The organism is Vibrio sp. SCSIO 43086, from assembly GCF_051132235.1.
In the GTDB taxonomy this organism is placed as follows: domain Bacteria; phylum Pseudomonadota; class Gammaproteobacteria; order Enterobacterales; family Vibrionaceae; genus Vibrio; species Vibrio diabolicus.
Map to the genome: position 1 here is coordinate 839,687 of NZ_CP072677.1, position 17,210 is coordinate 856,896.

The following is a 17,210-nucleotide window of genomic DNA, read 5'->3' on the forward strand; positions in this document are numbered from 1 at the left end:
TATCCTTGACATCACAACGAGAGCCCTCTCGTTGCTCATTACCCCTAAGGAACTCAAATGACGGTTAAAACTCGTTTTGCTCCTAGCCCAACTGGCTATCTACACGTTGGTGGTGCGCGTACTGCACTTTACTCTTGGCTATACGCTAAAAACCAAGGTGGCGAATTCGTTCTACGTATCGAAGATACAGACCTTGAACGTAACTCTCAGGAAGCCGTTGATGCGATTCTAGAAGGCATGGAATGGCTAGGCTTGGAGTGGGATGAAGGTCCTTACTACCAAACTCAACGTTTTGATCGTTACAACGAAATGGTTGATAAGCTGCTGGCAGAAGGCAAAGCTTACAAGTGTTACGCGTCTAAAGAGCTGCTAGATGAAATCCGTGCAGAGCAAGAAGCAAACAAAGAAATGCCTCGTTACGATGCAAACCATCCAAAAATCAAAGCGGCAAACGAAGCGGCAAAAGACGGTGACCCATGTGTTATCCGTTTCCGTAACCCAAAAGAGGGTAGCGTAGTATTCGAAGACCAAATTCGTGGCCGTATCGAAATCCGCAACGATCAAATGGATGACCTAATCATTCGTCGTACTGACGGTTCACCTACTTACAACTTCTGTGTAGTAGTGGATGACTGGGACATGGGTATCACTCACGTTGTTCGTGGTGAAGACCACATCAACAATACGCCTCGTCAAATCAACATCTACGAAGCACTAGGTGCGCCAGTACCAACGTTTGCGCACTGTGCAATGATCTTGGGTGATGACGGTGCGAAACTGTCTAAGCGTCATGGTGCTGTATCGGTCATGCAATATCGCGATATGGGTTACCTGCCTGCGGCACTAAATAACTACTTAGTGCGTCTAGGTTGGTCTCATGGCGACCAAGAAATCTTCTCTCAAGAAGAGATGATCAACCTATTCAGCCTAAATGCAGTATCTAAGTCAGCGTCTGCCTTCAACACGGACAAACTGCAATGGTTGAACAACCATTACATCAAAAACTCAGATCCTGCGTACGTTGCAGAGCACCTACAATGGCACCTAGATCAACAAAAACTAGACGTAACGAATGGTCCTGCTATCACTGACGTGATCAAGCTAGTGGGTGAGCGTTGCAACACGCTGGTTGAGCTAGCTGAGCAAATCCGTTACTTCTACGAAGATTTCTCTGAGTTTGAAGCGGGCGCAGCGAAGAAACACTTACGCGGTGTGGCTAAAGAGCCTTTAGAGCTTGCTCTAGCGAAAGCTGAAGCACTGACCGAGTGGACAACAGCAAACATCAAAGATGGCGTTATCGCTGCAGTCTGTGAAGAGCTAGAAATCGGCATGGGCAAAATCGGTATGCCATTACGTGTTGCTGTAACAGGCGGCGGTCAATCTCCTTCTGTCGATGCAGTAATGGAACTGGTTGGCAAAGAGCGTTGTGTTGCTCGTATTAAGATGGCGCTTGAGTTCATTGCTGAGCGTGAAGCAAACGCATAATTGCTTTGAACTAAAGGTTCTTTTGAATAAATAGTCACAAAGCCGCGGTAAACACCCGCGGCTTTTTTGTATCTGAATCCTAGATAATGAGAAACCTTCTCATATGTCGGTGAAGGATGTGGTATTTAGGACCGTAATTCACCTAGGTATGGATAAGATTTTTTAATCCAAATATCGTTGGCATGAATAAAAAACGAGCGATTATATATCAAATGTCTGATTGATTTTTATCCACCTTCCTTAAAGTTCCATTTTTGTTGTCTCATTTTTAAGAAAAAACTTTGCTTAAGTTGTAGTGTTCCAGAAAATAAAGCAAACGTTTGCGTCGTGATTGTGTGGGGATTTTTTTGCTTAAGATCACATGTTGTTGAGATTTTTGATGACAATAAATTGACAGAATTGGGATTTTTCTCGCGATTTCTTAGCGTTATAGTTCACCCCGTCAGTGATACCGAGATGGCGATATGTATCACTGAACAGGAAATGTACGTAAGTAGCTTCCATAAAAAAAATGCATGTGCATAAAAAGAAGCTGACTAAGTATCTCACTCAAGGAATGAATAAAAAGAATTGAAATACAACGTCAGTCAGACGGCGCATTTCGGCATCTAACAAAAGAACTTCTTTAGAGGAATCAATAATGAAAAAATTAGCAGCGGTAATTTCAGCGTCTCTACTTATGGCTTCAGCAGCACAAGCAGAAGTATACGTTGGTGGTAAGATGGGTAAGTCATGGATGGAAGACGCGTGTGTAGTGGGCCAGGCTTGTGACAAAGACGACTCTACTCTTGGCGCTTTTGTTGGTTACGAAATGAATAAATACTTCGCAGTAGAAGCAGGTTTCGACAACATCGGTGATTTTAACCAAACTTCTTTCGGTGGCCATGTAGAAGCAATCACTCTTGCACCTAAATTCAGCCTACCAATCACTGAAGACATCGCACTTTACGGTAAAGTGGGTGGCGCTTACGTAATGTTTGATGGCAAAGATGATTACTCTTACCTAGGCGCAGCTGGCCTTGAGTTCAACCTAAGCCAAAACGTAACTGCTCGTGCGGAATACCAAACTCTGACTGATATCAGCAACGATGTAACTCGTGCGACAGGTAACACAGCAACACTGGGTGTTTCTTTCAAATTCGGTGGCAACGATGAGCCAGTAATCGTAGAAGAGCCAGTTGTTGTTGAAGAAGTGGTTGTAGAAGAAGTCGTAGAAGAGCCAGTAGTTGTAACGAAAACATTCGAAACTCAAACAATCGGCACTGGTAGCTTCGATCTAAACAGCACAACTCTAAAACCAGAGAGCGCTGCAAAACTTGATAACCTGGTTGCTTTCCTAAACGAGCACCCACAAGCGAACGTTGAAGTTGTAGGTTACACAGATACTTCTGGCCCAGCAGCTTACAACCTAAAAGTTTCTGAGAAACGCGCTGAATCTGTAGCTAACGCACTTGTTGAAAAAGGCATTGATTCATCACGTATTCAAGCGCGTGGCGAAGGTGAAAACAACCCAATCGCTTCAAACGACACTCGTGAAGGTCGTCAGCAAAACCGTCGCGTAGAAATCGTTGTTCCAGAATTTGAATACCAAGTTCAGCAATAAGCTCCTATCCGACCGCAGTATAGAAGACTGAAGCTGAAAGCCCCAAAGAGTTCGCTCTTTGGGGCTTTTTTATTTCTATTTGAAACGGACTGAAAAGTTAAAAACGGTAAACATCACTTGAGGTCAATGCTGTTTAAGCGCCCCATGAACGTTAGGATTTCCAAGTTGTCTTTATGTGCTTCTAGCAACGCTTTTTTGGTTTGCATGTAGGCGGCAAGCTTGCCGTATTTACTAATAGAGCGAACCACCGTTTTGTATTTGTAGTCACCGTCGTCATTGAACTCTCGCCACTTAGCGATGTAACACGTATCTCGGTTATCTGGGTTTTCAAGAGTGGGGTTAGGCTTGTGAACAATTTTTGGCTCAACGCTGTGTGGGAGTCTGGTCATGAGGTAAGGATCCTTCAAAAGACGTCGCCAAAATTTGCCCCACATTTGCCGGCCTAATTCGTTTCTCAGCTTAATGGCTTTTTGTAAGCCTTTCTTTTCTCCAATACGAACAAACCCAACCGAGCGGTGCAGTACCGTGTCCTCGGGGGTATGGATATGAATCTTAAAGGCAGTCTTGCCTTTAGAAATAAAGCGGTGTCCAGTGTTAGTTATTAAATTGCTCTTAGACATAGTGCTAACTAATGATTTTATTAATAGCTAAAAGGGTAAGCAAAACTCATAGATAATTAAAGTAATAAAATACAAAACTGTAAATAGGGCTTGTTGAAATGATTTCAAGGGGAAGAGATCGGATCAGTAAAAGGTTTTATCTCGTTGAGTAAAGGAGCGAGGCGATCATATTGATTACTGAAGAAATTGTTTCACTCGTTACTTGGAAACGCTCTGTGAAGCTCGAAATAGTGGATACAAAAAAGCCTTAGCTCAAGTGGGAGCTAAGGCTATGATATGGCGCCCCCAGTAGGATTCGAACCTACGACCTGTCCCTTAGGAGGGGACTGCGCTATCCAGCTGTGCCATGGGAGCGTAATACCAATAGTTGCAGTTCATTGAACCGTTTTACTGAATGCAAACCTAGCAACTTTGTTTAGGTCTTTATCAGTATCACTTTGAACGACTCACTACGGTCATTGGTATAATCAAATAAGATGCGCTGCCTATGATATTCAAAAGTGAGCATATCTCAAGACTTAATGTTTGCTTTTATAGGATCTTGTTCATTACGTCGCCAATTTGAACACTAGAGGCTAAATTTGGCTGATCAATCGTCAGCTCGGCTTCGTGTTCGTATATACGAGATACCGTCAATGTAATTTCACTTTGCGATACTTTATTTCTTGGTAATCCGTTTTGGTCGATAAATGATGCGGTGTGCCAAAGCTGCAATTTGTCTCCCTCTTTTACGCCATGCATACGGCCGAGATCCATCGTTACTGTATTGCCGAAGACAGCAACGACCTCTGGCAGCGTAATTTTGCAAGACAGCTCTGACTCTAGATCCAGCATTATATTGCGACTAACGCGTAGCATCATCTCGCCATAGGTCGACGCCCAAAAGCGCGCACTGCGAGTATCCACTTGGCTCGTTTTGGCAAATGGCCAACGCGCCACTTCACGGTAGGCTTTGTTGAAGACTTCATGGCCAGTTTTACCATCAAATACTTTCATCTCTAACGCAAACTGACGATTGATGATGTCATCTTGCAGTAGTTGAGATTCGACCGTTGCAGTGAGATCGGTAATGACTCCCCCAATGATGTATTGTGCGCCGTTGTCTTGCGCGATCATTTGAGTACGAGCGGGATAGTTACTGCTAATTGAATAGTCCGTTGTACCCACAGACACAAAGCTGCGAGAGGTTTGATCCAGCTGGCGATTCACCACGCGGCTAAAATCGTCACCCACTTGGTAAATCTGTCCCATCACCGCTTGTTGTGGTGAGGCAACCTCAATATTGCCGACAAGGATCGTCTTTTTGTATTGATCGGTGTGGCAACCCGTTGCCGATGGATAAATATCGACGCGAATTTTCACCTCGACTTTACCTCGACGTTTACGTTCAGACTCGACCAAAATGTAACGGACTTCATGGTTGGTAAACTGGTACTCGTTACGGCTTTCTTCTAGTAACGGCATCAAATTGCTAATACTGCCAATATCTGCGCCCGAAAAATTGACGGCTTTGAACAGCGCGTCTTCCAACGCATGGAGCCTTGCCGTCTCTTCTGAAGAAACGATAGTGGCAACGCCTGTTACTTCATACCAAGATGCCATTACTTTAAAAGGCACAAGCATCACTAAAGTGATTGAAAACAGACTGTTTAATATTTTTTTCATTGATTACAACCGTTCGGGTATAAATATTGCTTTAACAATTTCAGTGAAGTTTGGTGGATTTTTCTTCGTTAGGCAAACAAAGAAAAGCAAAGACTGTTCCAATATTCACTTTCTTAGAAAGGAATTAATCAAGAACGGTATCACCTAAGATTATCTGGAGAATCAAACCATGAAAAAGTGGCTTGTCGCCGCATCGATGATGACGCTTCTGACATCGTGCGCGTACTCACCGATTTACAATGGTAAAGAACCGTACTCGGGAAGCCAGTTCATGCTTATGGATAGTCCACGTCATACGATGGACTTTTTCATTGAAAGTATGACCGAAGACCTGATGGTTTCTAATGTGGCGGTATCTGCGCGGACACCGATTGCGATTACCTCGTTTGTTGATCTACAAAATATGGATGCAACAAACTGGTTAGGCAACTCGGTCTCGGAAGGTTTTATCCATCAGTTCCAGCGCCGAGGGTTTAAAGTGGTTGATTTCAAAACTACGGGCTCTATCCAAGTGACGCAACAGGGCGATTTTGCTTTAAGCCGTGATTGGCAAGATCTGGCGCAAGAGCAACAAATTCAGTATGTACTGACCGGCACGATGCTTCGCCAAGAGGGCGGGGTGCTGGTCAATGCACGTGTGGTCGGTATGCAGAGCCGTGTGGTTGTAGCAACGGCGCAGGGTTTCCTTCCGGCTGACCGTATTGGTCGTGACTTAGATACGTTAAACAGTATCCGTACGCAAGATGGCGTGTTGATTCGCTCAGACCCAACCATTCGTCAGCCGTACACTGTGATTCTGCGTCCATAGGATAGAAGCATGAAGAAGTTATTATTTATTGTTGCCACACTGATATTGGTGGGGTGTCAGCCATTACAACAGATGCGTCAAGATGAAATTTTAGTGGCAGTGGGTTACGCCAGTGTCAGTGAGCAAACAGGCCGCACAGTAGAAGAAAAGCGTGTACGAGCGATGCGTGCATCAAAAATTGATGCGTACCGTGAACTGGCAGAACAAGTGTATGGTATGCGTGTTAGTGGACGTGCAGAACTGCAAGACCAGCGTTTAGGTATTGAGAGCACTACAGGCGCGGTTGATGGTGTGATTCGTGGTGCAGAAGTTGTGCGTAGTTATCTTGTTGAAGACAGTTATGTGACTGAGCTGCGTCTTGATATTCGTAAAATGGATAAGCTACGTGATTACGGAGAAGTTCAACAGGTGCCTGAGAAGCGTCAACAAACCTTGTTCTAATGCACTAAGCGCATTACTTCAGAAGACCAGATAATCTTTCCCGCGGCTGATTGGCGACAATGAGTCGCTTTTTTATCTCTACATTCTAGAGATGGTGTGGGGTAGGAGTGACGTTTAGGCTTTTATATTGGTGCCAAGTGTCGAAATTGTGTGGGTTTTACCACCGGCATTGTAGGTCATGCCCACTTTGCCATGAGTTCGCTGAAGCATGTTATTGAGTTTATTGAAACTCAGCTGTGCGCGACTAAGCGATTCACCATTTACTTTGTTGACTTGTTGACAGTCGAGGACGATCGATTGGATTTGAGCAACAACCTGACTTAGGTGCTCATCTTCAGTAAGTTGATTGACGTGCGGGTGAGAGGCGATTCGCTGATCAGTTGTTCTAAGCTGATCAATGAGTGTCATCTTCTGTTTGGCAATACTCTCAATCTCGGTAGAGACACGCGCAGTTATCGCTTGTGTTTCTTGACGCAAAACAGCAGAAAGTGCCTTAGCATTTTCTAGTTGGAAATTGACGAGATCGACTAATGCTGCCATAAAATACTTACCTTCGGCCTAAGTCAGTTAGCTTTTGCCTTGCAATTCGTTTTCAAACTTAATCATGTTGTCGGCCAATTTTTCAGGATCGACTTTGTATGAACCGTTTGTGATTGCTTCTTTGATTGCCGCCACTTTGGCACTGTCATAGGCCGGAGAAGCTGCCATATCTTTTTGGAGTTTGCTAACGGCTTTGCTTTGCTGGCTGAGTGATACAGCGTCTTGTTGTGCGGGTGCTTTTTTCGATTCAGTCGTGCTGGTAGCATTGGAATCGTTACGCGCAGGTGCACGACTTGTCGTCGTCATCATTTGCCCTGAACGTATATTATCTATACCTGCCATGTTTAACCTTTGCCTTGTATCGTAATACTGGTATCCAGACTATCGACCAGTGCAAAAATAACTTTAGTCATTTTTTGCATTTTTATTGATCAGTTTAAACACGCTACCAGTGGGTGTTAAAAATTAACAGTGATTTCCGCAATGCCAGTCACTATGCCCTCTATTATACGCTGTGACTTATCATTTTTCACTCTTACTTGATCGCCAGCCGCACCATCTTGCAATGCTGTGCCTTGCGTGGTGATTGTCATGCCAGAATTCACCGCTTTAATTGTGACCTTTTCATTCCGGCAAACGACACAGACATCATTACGTTCAACAACATCACCTAGGCGAACGTTGCGTTTTAGCTTTGCGCCAACCACTTGATCGTAGCTAGAAAAGCCATCTTTGCGAAAGCGCTGCAGCTCGATCATGGAAGTGGTGACATCCGACGCGCTGACGATTTCTCCTCTCCCTAGTGTTCGTGTTGCGACGATCATTGGCACTGATACCGAGATCCGTACAGGCACATAGACTTTCCAGTCATCCGGGGGGCATTCCACTAGAACATTGATGTTGCTTCGAGTACTGCTGGTGGAAGAAGCTGACGTATCCAGGGGCACTGGGCAATCCGTTGCTTTTATTCTCGAGTCGATATCTGCCGCATTAACAGATAGCTCGCCACCATCAGGCTGATCAACTGTAGCAAGAATATGTTGTTCTGCTGCCGTTTTTATTTGCTCGATCTGATTATCTGAAGCTGAATGAACAAAAAAGCTAAACATACTGAGCAAAATGCCGATAGACTTAGCGTACTTTGTAATTAGCGCTCTACATATTGTCATAGTCAATGGTGTCGAAGTGAAAGTGAAATACGCCATACTGTCTCCCTGGTATCGTGCTTGCCAGTGGTAGAGTATCATTTAAAAACAAAAAGTTTGAGATGGAGATGAGCATATGACGGGGATTCTTGACTCGGTGAATCAGCGTACGCAACTCGTCGGTCAGAACCGATTGGAATTATTGACCTTTCGACTGATGGGCCGACAGCGCTACGGCATTAACGTATTCAAAGTGAAAGAAGTACTGCAGTGCCCTAAGCTGACTTCAATGCCAAATCTACACCCGCTGGTAAAAGGTATCGCTCATATCCGCGGCCATACCGTGTCCGTTATTGATTTGAGCCTGGCAATTGGTGGCCGCCCAACCACTGATCTGGATAAATGTTTTGTTGTTATCGCAGAATTTAACCGTACGATCCAAGCATTTTTGGTATCATCGGTTGAGCGTATTATCAATATGCATTGGGAAGCGATTTTGCCACCGCCAGACGGTGCGGGTAAAGCGCACTACTTGACCGCAGTGACAAACATCGACAACGAGCTGGTTGAAATCCTTGACGTTGAAAAAATCCTGGCGGAGATTGCGCCGGTTGATGAAACGATGGATTCCGCTATCGGTGAAGAAATCGCGCAAGCAGAACAAGAAAAGCCTATTGTACGCCGTATATTGATTGCTGATGACTCGACTGTCGCGCGTAAACAGGTAGAGCGTGCGATTACATCAATCGGTTTCGAGGTCGTATCTGTCAAAGATGGCAAAGAAGCGTACAATAAGTTGATTGAAATGGCTCAAGAAGGCAATATCTACGATCAAATTTCGTTGGTTATTTCCGATATTGAAATGCCAGAAATGGACGGCTATACCTTAACGGCTGAAATTCGCAGACATGCCGATTTGAAAGACCTTTATGTTATCCTCCATTCTTCATTAAGTGGTGTATTCAACCAGGCTATGGTTGAGCGTGTAGGTGCCAATACCTTCATTGCGAAATTTAACCCAGATGAATTGGGTAACGCGGTTAAATCTGCATTAACACAATAAAAGAGACATTAATGACTGCTATTACAATCAGTGATCAAGAGTATCGTGACTTTAGCCGTTTTCTAGAATCGCAATGTGGCATCGTGTTAGGTGATAGCAAGCAATACCTTGTGCGTAGCCGACTGAGTCCTTTAGTGACGAAGTTTAAGCTCGCATCGTTATCAGATTTGCTACGTGATGTTGTTACAGGGCGCAATCGTGAATTACGAGTGGCCGCTGTGGACGCGATGACGACTAACGAAACCTTGTGGTTTCGAGATACTTATCCGTTCACAGTTTTAGCTGACAAATTATTGCCAGAAGTAGCGGCAAGCAAGCGCCCAATCAAGATCTGGTCTGCAGCCAGTTCATCGGGCCAAGAGCCGTATTCTATTGCAATGACGATTCTGGAAACGCAACAGCGCAAGCCGGGTTTGTTACCAAACGTGTCTATTACAGCAACAGACATTTCAGCAAGTATGCTCGAGATGTGTCGTGCAGGTGTGTATGACAATTTGGCTCTAGGGCGCGGACTTTCACCAGAACGTCGCCGCACCTTCTTTGAGAATGCGGACGGTGGCCGTATGAAAGTCAAAGACAACGTCAAACGTTTGGTGAACTTTCGTCCACAAAACTTGATGGACAGTTATGCACTGATGGGTAAGTTCGACATTATTTTTTGTCGCAACGTGCTGATTTACTTCTCACCGGAAATGAAATCAAAAGTGCTTAACCAAATGGCGAGCAGCTTAAACCCAGGTGGTTATCTGCTGTTAGGGGCATCAGAGTCGCTAACTGGTCTGACTGATAAATTTGAAATGGTGCGCTGTAATCCGGGTATCATTTACAAGCTTAAATAGCGGTATCTCTTCATTGATAAAAAGCCTGACCTCGTGTCAGGCTTTTTTTGTTTGCTGGTTTCCTGCCTTCGAGTGTTTCCACGTTTTCACTTGCTAAATTGAAGCGCGATTTTGCTTTGTTCCCTCATCACGGTGTATCTTTATTAAGTGAACAAAGTGAAACGACATGACATTCCAGTCACTTTGGCTCACTTATTGCTATTCCAATGGGTGATAACTATTAAGTAGATAGAGCGCTTTATGTTTTTGGCATGCTAATTGCTTTTTGGTTATCAATCACGGTCAGTTCTTAATTGTAGAGGCAAACATGGCTATATCTTTTGACAATGCACTAGGCATCCACCAGCACACGGTGGGCGTACGTGAGCGCAATGCTGAGGTGATTTCCACCAACATTGCACAAGCCAACACGCCTGGTTACAAAGCAAGAGGTTTAGACTTTGCGAAGGAATTGCAAGCGGCAACATCTGGGGCAAGCATTGGTCTTAGTCGTACGGATGGTCGGCATATTCCTGCCACTACAACGTTGGTCGGGGACAAGCTATATCGTCTTCCTACGCAACCTGATACGGGTGATGGCAACACGGTTGATTTGGATTTAGAGCGTAACTTGTTTATGCAAAACCAAATCAGACACCAAGCATCACTCGACTTTCTAGGCAGCAAATTCAAGAACTTAACCAAAGCAATCAAAGGGGAATAATTTAGATGAGCTTATTTAACGTTTTCAATGTGACAGGTTCCGCAATGAGCGCTGAATCCGTTCGTCTGAACACTACCTCAAGCAACTTGGCGAACGCCGACAGTGTCAGCAGCTCTGCGAAAGACACTTATAAAGCGCGCCATGCTGTGTTTGGTGCTGAGTTAAGTAACGCCATGCGTGGCGGTGATACGGTGCCAGTGAAAGTGATGGGTATTGTAGAAAGCGATAAACCGCTGAGTGCGGAGTACAACCCAGACCATCCCCTTGCAAACGAAGAAGGCTACATCTACAAGCCGAACGTGAATGTAATGGAAGAAATGGCGAACATGATTTCAGCTTCTCGCGCATACCAAACCAATGTGCAAGTAGCGGATTCTAGTAAACAAATGCTGCTGCGTACGCTGCAGATGGGTCAATAAGGATAAGGAGGTAGCGTATGGCCGGAATTAACAACGTTGGTCAAAGCGGCTTGTCCTATATCGACCAGCTTAAAAGTCTACAAGAGAGTAACAAGAAGACGGAAGAGAGTACGGGTAAGCAGGACCTAAAGCAGGAAGACTTCTTATCATTGCTCACGAAGCAATTGTCTCAACAGGACCCTTTTAAGCCGGTAAGTAATGACCAGATGATTGCGCAAATGGCTTCATTTGCGACCGTTGATGGCATCGGCAAGATGAATACTCAGTTTGAGAGTTTGAACTCGTCAATGACATCAAACCAAGCGTTACAAGCTTCCTCTTTGGTAGGGCGTGACGTATTGGTCCCAGGAGCGGCAGGTGTGAAGCAGGACGACGCGCCAATGGCGGCAATGGTTAAGCTTTCACAATCTATCGATAATCTGTTTGTTCGTGTAGAGGATGAAGCTGGCCAACTGGTTCGTACTTTTGAGGTAGGAGCGAAACCAGCCGGCGACACGCGTGTGCTTTGGGACGGTAAAGATGAAAGCGGAAATCCACTGCCTGCTGGCAAATACAAAGTGAAAGCGTCTGGCTTAGTTGAAGGGGAGTCGCAAGAGTTCCCAGTATCGACATACGCCAACGTAAACAGCGTATTGCTCGGCAAAGGTGACGGAAACGTATTACTCAATCTGGCTGGTTTTGAATCGCCAGTTCGACTTGCAGAAGTTTTGGAAGTCGGCAAAGCGTAGTCATAGCTCGCTAGATTAGGAGATTTTGGAATGTCATATGTATCTTTAAGCGGTTTGTCCGCCGCCCAACTGGATTTGAACACCACCAGTAACAACATTGCGAACGCCAACACATACGGCTTTAAAGAGTCCCGTGCTGAGTTTGCTGATGTTTACTCTAACTCTTTATTTACTAATGCAAAAACCACTCCGGGTGGTGGTGCGCAAGCAAGCCAAGTGGCGCAGCAGTTCCATGAAGGCTCAAGCATTTACACCAACAACCCAATGGATTTGCGTGTTTCGGGTACAGGTTTCTTCGCCGTGGCGAAGGAGCGTCTGACTCCACAACAGAATGAACTGACACGTAATGGTGCATTCCATTTAAATAAAGAAAACTACATGGTGACCGCGAACGATGAGTTCTTATTAGGTTACCAAGTTGATCCAAGCTCTGGTGAGGTTTCTTCATACGAGCCACAACCTATCAATATTCCTGCTGAATTTGGTAAGCCAAAGCAAACAGCAAACATTGAAGTGGGCGTGAACTTGCCAGCTAACGGCGATTTGAAAGATCCGACTCAGTTTGATTTTTCAGACCCAGATACATACAACCGTTCAACCTCTTCGACTATTTATGACTCGATGGGTCAGTCTTACAAGCTAACGACGTACTACTTGAAAGATCAGACTCAGCCAAACACGTGGAACACTTACTACACCGTGACAGATAAAGAAGGTGAAAAGCCTTTAAATGTTGCGGCAGGTGATGCACAAACGCCAACAGGCCATGTGGGTCATACCATGAAGTTCAACAACGATGGTACGTTGGCGAGCTTGAACAATGGTCAGCCAATTACGTCTGTGGCATTAGGCGATCCGGCGACGAACACGACACCAGTCGATATGAATGGTGCCGATCCTGCGCAGACGCTTAACTTCGGTTTAGGCTCGGCAACACAGTTTGCTGCTCCGTTCGAACTGACTAAGTTCGATGAAGACGGTGCAACAACGGGTTTCCTAACCAAAGTTGACTTCGATGAAAACGGCAGCGTAATGGGGACTTACTCAAACGGTGAAAACGTCACATTGGGTCGTGTAGCGCTAGTACGTGTTCCAAACGAGCAAGGTCTGGATAAGAAGGGCGGTACGCAATGGGATTCAACTCAGTTCTCTGGTGACAAGATTTGGGGTGAATCTAACAAAGGCTCTTTTGGCACCATCAACAACGGTATGCTGGAACAGTCAAACATTGATATGACGCAGGAGCTGGTGGACCTGATTTCTGCTCAGCGTAACTTCCAAGCAAACTCACGTTCGCTAGAAGTGCACAACCAGCTACAACAAAATATCCTGCAGATCCGATAATCTGCATCATCAAGTTAAGCGAGCTTTCGCCGCTTGGCTTGATAACATCATGACATTCATCTGATGCTTAGCCTGAAAATACCTCAGTTCAGGTTAAGCATGCTTTGATCTCTGATTTGCCGCCGTTGCCGCCATGTGGATCAAAACCTTGCCCCTTGTTGCAGTTTTCTGCCACTGAAACCCCTCTTAATCTTTTGTTTCTTATTTAAATATTTGATAAATAAGCTCATTTTATGTTGGCATAACTATTGCTTTTACTCCGTGTACAGAGAAGTTTTTGGAGTAATTTATGGATCGCGCACTGTTTCTTGCAATGAGTGGGGCCAAGCAAAATATGCAGGCACTACAATTGCGTGCTAATAACTTGGCTAACGTAAGCACGACAGGGTTTCGTGCGGATTTAGCGCAGGCTCGCTCAATGCAGGCTTATGGTGAAGGCCATCCTTCACGTGTGTTCAGCATGACAGAGCGTCCAGGGCATAACTTTGCTCAAGGTAGCGTGATTACAACAGGGCGAGATCTGGATGTGACGATTGAAGGCAGCGGCTGGATATCGGTACTCGATCATACAGGTAAAGAAGGGTTGACCCGTAACGGTAACCTAAAAGTCGATCAAAATGGCATGCTTACTAACGCAAGTGGCCATTTGGTGCTGGGTGAAAACGATGCGCCGATTACTTTGCCTATCCCTCTCTCTAAAATTGAAATCGGTCGGGATGGCACCATCTCTGTGCTTCCTCAAGGTGCCCCGGCAGAAGAATTCCAAGCAGTTGATCGCATTAAGCTTGTTAAGCCTAATGATCAAAGCTTGTTTAAAGACACCAATGGCTTATTTCGCCATAAAACTCCAAACCAACCTTACGAAGCAGACGCTACTGTTAGCCTCCAGACAGGAGCGATTGAAGGCAGTAACGTGAATGCCGTAGGTGAAATGACCGCATTGATTGACTTACAGCGTCAGTTTGAAATGCAAGTCAAGATGATGAGCACTGCTGAAGAGATGGATAAATCTTCAGATTCACTGCTTCGTATGAGTTAACAGAGTTAGAGGTTCACTATGCATCCAGCACTATGGGTAAGTAAAACAGGTCTAGACGCCCAACAAACCAACATTGCCACGATTTCGAACAACTTGGCGAACGCCTCTACTGTGGGCTACAAAAAGAGCCGTGCGGTATTCGAAGATTTGTTCTATCAGAACATCAACCAGCCTGGCGGCCAATCATCTCAGAACACTGAGCTTCCGAGTGGCTTGATGCTAGGTGCGGGTTCTAAAGTGGTTGCGACGCAAAAAGTGCACACGCATGGTAATGCGCAGACAACGACCAACGCACTGGACATGATGGTTGAAGGCGACGGCTTCTTCCAAGTGACGTTGCCGGATGGCAACATCGGTTACACCCGTAACGGTCAGTTCACGTTAAATGGTGAAGGCACGTTAGTCACGTCGGGTTCTGGCTACCCTGTAGAACCTGAAATTGTGATTCCAGAAGATGCGATTTCTATCACTGTCGGTACGGATGGTGAAGTATCGGTTCGCGTCCGTGGTCAGCAAGACAACCAAGTCGTTGGTCAGCTAACCATTACAGACTTTGTTAACCCAGGAGGCCTAGAGCCAATTGGCCAGAACCTTTACTTACCAACGGGTGCCAGTGGCGATCCACAAGAAGGTGTTCCTGGTTTGGACGGTTTGGGTGAAATCCGTCAATCCATGCTGGAAGCGTCTAACGTGAATGTAACGGAGGAGTTGGTCAACATGATCGAAGCCCAGCGCGTTTACGAAATGAACTCAAAAGTGATCTCGTCAGTCGATAAGATGATGAGCTTCGTTAACCAGCAGTTATAACGGTTAAGAGCAAGAATTGAGGAGCTCACGATGAAACGTATTTGTCTACTTGCTTTGATTGCCACGATGTCGGGTTGTGCCATGTTAGAGCCGATTGAAACGAATGAAGTGACACAAGCAACGACGGTGGTTGACGCGGTAGAAGGCGATAAATCGAAAGAAGAGAGCAGCGGTATCGTGGATACACTGCGTGGCAGAAGCGATCCGGTTGCGGGTGATCCTGCATGGGCTCCTATTCATCCGAAAAAGAAACCTGAGCATTATGCTGCTGCAACAGGTTCACTGTTTAGCGCCGAGCACATTACCGATCTTTACGACGATTCCAAGCCACGTGGTATTGGCGACATTATTACCGTGACACTGGATGAGACTACCAGCGCCACGAAAAGCGCCAATGCCGATTTATCGAAAACCAATGAAGCGCAAATGGACCCGCTTCAAGTGGGCGGAGAAGAGCTGCAAATTGGTGGCAAATACAATTTCTCTTATGACTTAAATAACTCAAACTCATTTGCGGGTGACTCTTCTGCTAAGCAGAGTAACAGCATCAGTGGTTACATTACTGTTGAGGTGATTGAAGTTTTGGCAAATGGCAACCTCGTTATCCGTGGAGAAAAATGGATGACGCTTAATACGGGTGATGAGTACATACGTTTAAGCGGCACTATTCGTCCGGATGACATTAGTTTCGACAATACTATTGCATCAAACCGCGTTTCTAACGCAAGAATTCAGTATTCTGGCACCGGTGTACAACAAGATATGCAAGAGCCGGGTTTCTTGGCACGATTCTTTAATGTAGCGCTATAACACGCCGTGCTGACGGCAATTTGACTGCAAGAGATAAGTAAGCATGAAAAAACTCCTTTTAATACTGATGAGCGTTGCTCTGTTTTCTACCGCTGCCCAAGCTGCACGTATCAAAGACGTCGCGCAAGTGGCTGGTGTACGAAGCAACCAACTCGTGGGTTATGGTTTGGTTTCAGGCTTACCTGGCACAGGCGAAGCGAACCCGTTTACGGAGCAAAGTTTCGCCGCCATGTTGCAAAACTTCGGCATTCAGATGCCGCCGGGCACAAAGCCGAAAATAAAAAACGTTGCCGCAGTCATGGTAACGGCAGAGTTGCCGCCATTCTCTAAACCAGGTCAGCAAGTAGACGTGACAGTCTCTTCTATCGGTAGTGCCAAAAGTTTGCGTGGTGGTACGCTACTGCAAACGTTCCTCAAAGGTCTCGATGGTCAAGTTTACGCGGTTGCTCAAGGTAACTTAGTGGTGAGCGGCTTCAGTGCTGAAGGTGCTGACGGTTCAAAAATCGTAGGTAACAATCCAACCGTTGGTCTTATCTCTAGTGGTGCGACAGTAGAGCGCGAAATTCCAAACCCATTTGGTCGTGGCGATTACATCACGTTCAACTTGCTTGAGTCAGACTTCACAACGGCTCAACGTATGGCGGATGCGGTAAACAACTTCCTTGGCCCACAAATGGCGAGCGCGGTAGACGCGACGTCGGTACGTGTACGTGCCCCTCGTGATGTCAGCCAGCGTGTGGCGTTCTTATCGGCAATTGAAAACCTAGAGTTTGACCCAGCAGATGGCGCAGCCAAAATCATCGTTAACTCTCGTACCGGTACCATCGTAGTTGGTAAACATGTTCGCCTTAAACCTGCGGCGGTAACCCATGGCGGAATGACGGTCGCAATCAAAGAAAACCTGAATGTTAGCCAACCTAACGGCTTTTCTGGTGGGCAAACCGTTGTCGTGCCAGACTCGGATATCGAAGTTAGCGAAGAGCAGGGCAAGATGTTTAAGTTCGAGCCAGGCTTAACGTTGGATGATTTGGTCCGTGCAGTGAATCAAGTCGGCGCAGCGCCGTCGGATTTGATGGCTATCTTGCAAGCATTGAAACAAGCTGGTGCCATTGAAGGCCAGTTGATCATCATTTAATGGTTAGGAGGTAGGT

Annotated in this window: 19 protein-coding genes and 1 tRNA gene; 14 read left to right on the top strand and 6 right to left on the bottom strand. The window is 45.6% G+C overall.

What is annotated here, in order from left to right:
• Positions 1-57: 57 nt before the first annotated feature.
• Both gltX and J8Z23_RS03940 read left to right on the top strand, forming a co-directional pair.
• The gene (gltX, locus tag J8Z23_RS03935) at positions 58-1,485 is read left to right on the top strand and encodes a glutamate--tRNA ligase (RefSeq protein WP_053807682.1); all 1,428 of its coding nucleotides are present in this window, start codon (positions 58-60) and stop codon (positions 1,483-1,485) included.
• A 640-nt stretch (positions 1,486-2,125) separates the two neighbouring features.
• Positions 2,126-3,088 (top strand): OmpA family protein, encoded by a 963-nt coding sequence (locus tag J8Z23_RS03940; RefSeq protein WP_434635054.1) that lies wholly within the window; start codon positions 2,126-2,128, stop codon positions 3,086-3,088.
• Positions 3,089-3,201: 113 nt separating this feature from the next.
• On the opposite strand, the gene J8Z23_RS03945 is transcribed toward J8Z23_RS03940, so the two are convergent.
• The 3 genes from J8Z23_RS03945 to J8Z23_RS03955 all read right to left on the bottom strand — a co-directional run bounded on the left by J8Z23_RS03945 (position 3,202) and on the right by J8Z23_RS03955 (position 5,373).
• Positions 3,202-3,708, bottom strand: coding sequence for a hypothetical protein (locus tag J8Z23_RS03945; RefSeq protein WP_031780328.1), 507 nt, complete (start codon positions 3,706-3,708; stop codon positions 3,202-3,204).
• 277 nt (positions 3,709-3,985) lie between these two features.
• Positions 3,986-4,062, bottom strand: a tRNA-Arg gene (locus J8Z23_RS03950).
• Between the two features lie 177 nt (positions 4,063-4,239).
• Positions 4,240-5,373, bottom strand: coding sequence for a flagellar assembly protein FlgT (locus tag J8Z23_RS03955; RefSeq protein WP_048626114.1), 1,134 nt, complete (start codon positions 5,371-5,373; stop codon positions 4,240-4,242).
• A 169-nt stretch (positions 5,374-5,542) separates the two neighbouring features.
• On the opposite strand from J8Z23_RS03955, the gene J8Z23_RS03960 reads away from it, so the two are divergent.
• Both J8Z23_RS03960 and flgP read left to right on the top strand, forming a co-directional pair.
• Complete coding sequence (locus J8Z23_RS03960; RefSeq protein WP_005382013.1) at positions 5,543-6,181, top strand: FlgO family outer membrane protein; 639 nt, start codon at positions 5,543-5,545, stop codon at positions 6,179-6,181.
• A 9-nt stretch (positions 6,182-6,190) separates the two neighbouring features.
• Positions 6,191-6,622 (top strand): flagellar assembly lipoprotein FlgP, encoded by a 432-nt coding sequence (gene flgP, locus J8Z23_RS03965; RefSeq protein ID WP_005382014.1) that lies wholly within the window; start codon positions 6,191-6,193, stop codon positions 6,620-6,622.
• Between the two features lie 114 nt (positions 6,623-6,736).
• Here the strand turns inward: flgP and J8Z23_RS03970 are convergent, their stop codons facing one another.
• The 3 genes from J8Z23_RS03970 to flgA all read right to left on the bottom strand — a co-directional run bounded on the left by J8Z23_RS03970 (position 6,737) and on the right by flgA (position 8,367).
• Entirely contained in the window at positions 6,737-7,162 is a 426-nt protein-coding gene (locus tag J8Z23_RS03970; protein ID WP_046874280.1) for a flagella synthesis protein FlgN, read from the bottom strand.
• A gap of 27 nt (positions 7,163-7,189) precedes the next feature.
• A complete protein-coding gene (flgM, locus tag J8Z23_RS03975) occupies positions 7,190-7,504 on the bottom strand; it encodes a flagellar biosynthesis anti-sigma factor FlgM (protein WP_005382018.1) in 315 nt (104 codons plus the stop codon).
• A gap of 116 nt (positions 7,505-7,620) precedes the next feature.
• Positions 7,621-8,367: a flagellar basal body P-ring formation chaperone FlgA gene (gene flgA, locus J8Z23_RS03980; protein ID WP_046874279.1), complete on the bottom strand. Its 747-nt coding sequence runs from the start codon at positions 8,365-8,367 to the stop codon at positions 7,621-7,623.
• A 76-nt stretch (positions 8,368-8,443) separates the two neighbouring features.
• On the opposite strand from flgA, the gene J8Z23_RS03985 reads away from it, so the two are divergent.
• The 10 genes from J8Z23_RS03985 to J8Z23_RS04030 all read left to right on the top strand — a co-directional run bounded on the left by J8Z23_RS03985 (position 8,444) and on the right by J8Z23_RS04030 (position 17,194).
• A complete protein-coding gene (locus tag J8Z23_RS03985; protein WP_005382022.1) occupies positions 8,444-9,370 on the top strand; it encodes a chemotaxis protein CheV in 927 nt (308 codons plus the stop codon).
• A gap of 11 nt (positions 9,371-9,381) precedes the next feature.
• Positions 9,382-10,209 (top strand): CheR family methyltransferase, encoded by an 828-nt coding sequence (locus J8Z23_RS03990; protein WP_005382024.1) that lies wholly within the window; start codon positions 9,382-9,384, stop codon positions 10,207-10,209.
• Positions 10,210-10,516: 307 nt separating this feature from the next.
• The gene (gene flgB, locus J8Z23_RS03995) at positions 10,517-10,912 is read left to right on the top strand and encodes a flagellar basal body rod protein FlgB (protein WP_005382026.1); all 396 of its coding nucleotides are present in this window, start codon (positions 10,517-10,519) and stop codon (positions 10,910-10,912) included.
• 5 nt (positions 10,913-10,917) lie between these two features.
• Positions 10,918-11,331: a flagellar basal body rod protein FlgC gene (flgC, locus tag J8Z23_RS04000; protein WP_005393132.1), complete on the top strand. Its 414-nt coding sequence runs from the start codon at positions 10,918-10,920 to the stop codon at positions 11,329-11,331.
• A 17-nt stretch (positions 11,332-11,348) separates the two neighbouring features.
• The gene (gene flgD, locus J8Z23_RS04005) at positions 11,349-12,059 is read left to right on the top strand and encodes a flagellar hook assembly protein FlgD (protein ID WP_005393125.1); all 711 of its coding nucleotides are present in this window, start codon (positions 11,349-11,351) and stop codon (positions 12,057-12,059) included.
• Positions 12,060-12,089: 30 nt separating this feature from the next.
• Positions 12,090-13,403 (top strand): flagellar hook protein FlgE, encoded by a 1,314-nt coding sequence (gene flgE, locus J8Z23_RS04010; RefSeq protein WP_005393123.1) that lies wholly within the window; start codon positions 12,090-12,092, stop codon positions 13,401-13,403.
• 289 nt (positions 13,404-13,692) lie between these two features.
• On the top strand, positions 13,693-14,442 hold the full coding sequence (flgF, locus tag J8Z23_RS04015; protein WP_005382031.1) for a flagellar basal-body rod protein FlgF: 750 nt from the start codon (positions 13,693-13,695) through the stop codon (positions 14,440-14,442).
• Positions 14,443-14,460: 18 nt separating this feature from the next.
• Complete coding sequence (flgG, locus tag J8Z23_RS04020) at positions 14,461-15,249, top strand: flagellar basal-body rod protein FlgG (protein ID WP_005382032.1); 789 nt, start codon at positions 14,461-14,463, stop codon at positions 15,247-15,249.
• Between the two features lie 30 nt (positions 15,250-15,279).
• The gene (flgH, locus tag J8Z23_RS04025; protein WP_434635063.1) at positions 15,280-16,059 is read left to right on the top strand and encodes a flagellar basal body L-ring protein FlgH; all 780 of its coding nucleotides are present in this window, start codon (positions 15,280-15,282) and stop codon (positions 16,057-16,059) included.
• A 43-nt stretch (positions 16,060-16,102) separates the two neighbouring features.
• Positions 16,103-17,194 carry a flagellar basal body P-ring protein FlgI gene (locus J8Z23_RS04030; protein ID WP_006743028.1) on the top strand — a complete coding sequence of 364 codons (1,092 nt, stop codon included), beginning with the start codon at positions 16,103-16,105 and terminating at the stop codon, positions 17,192-17,194.
• Positions 17,195-17,210: the final 16 nt, after the last annotated feature.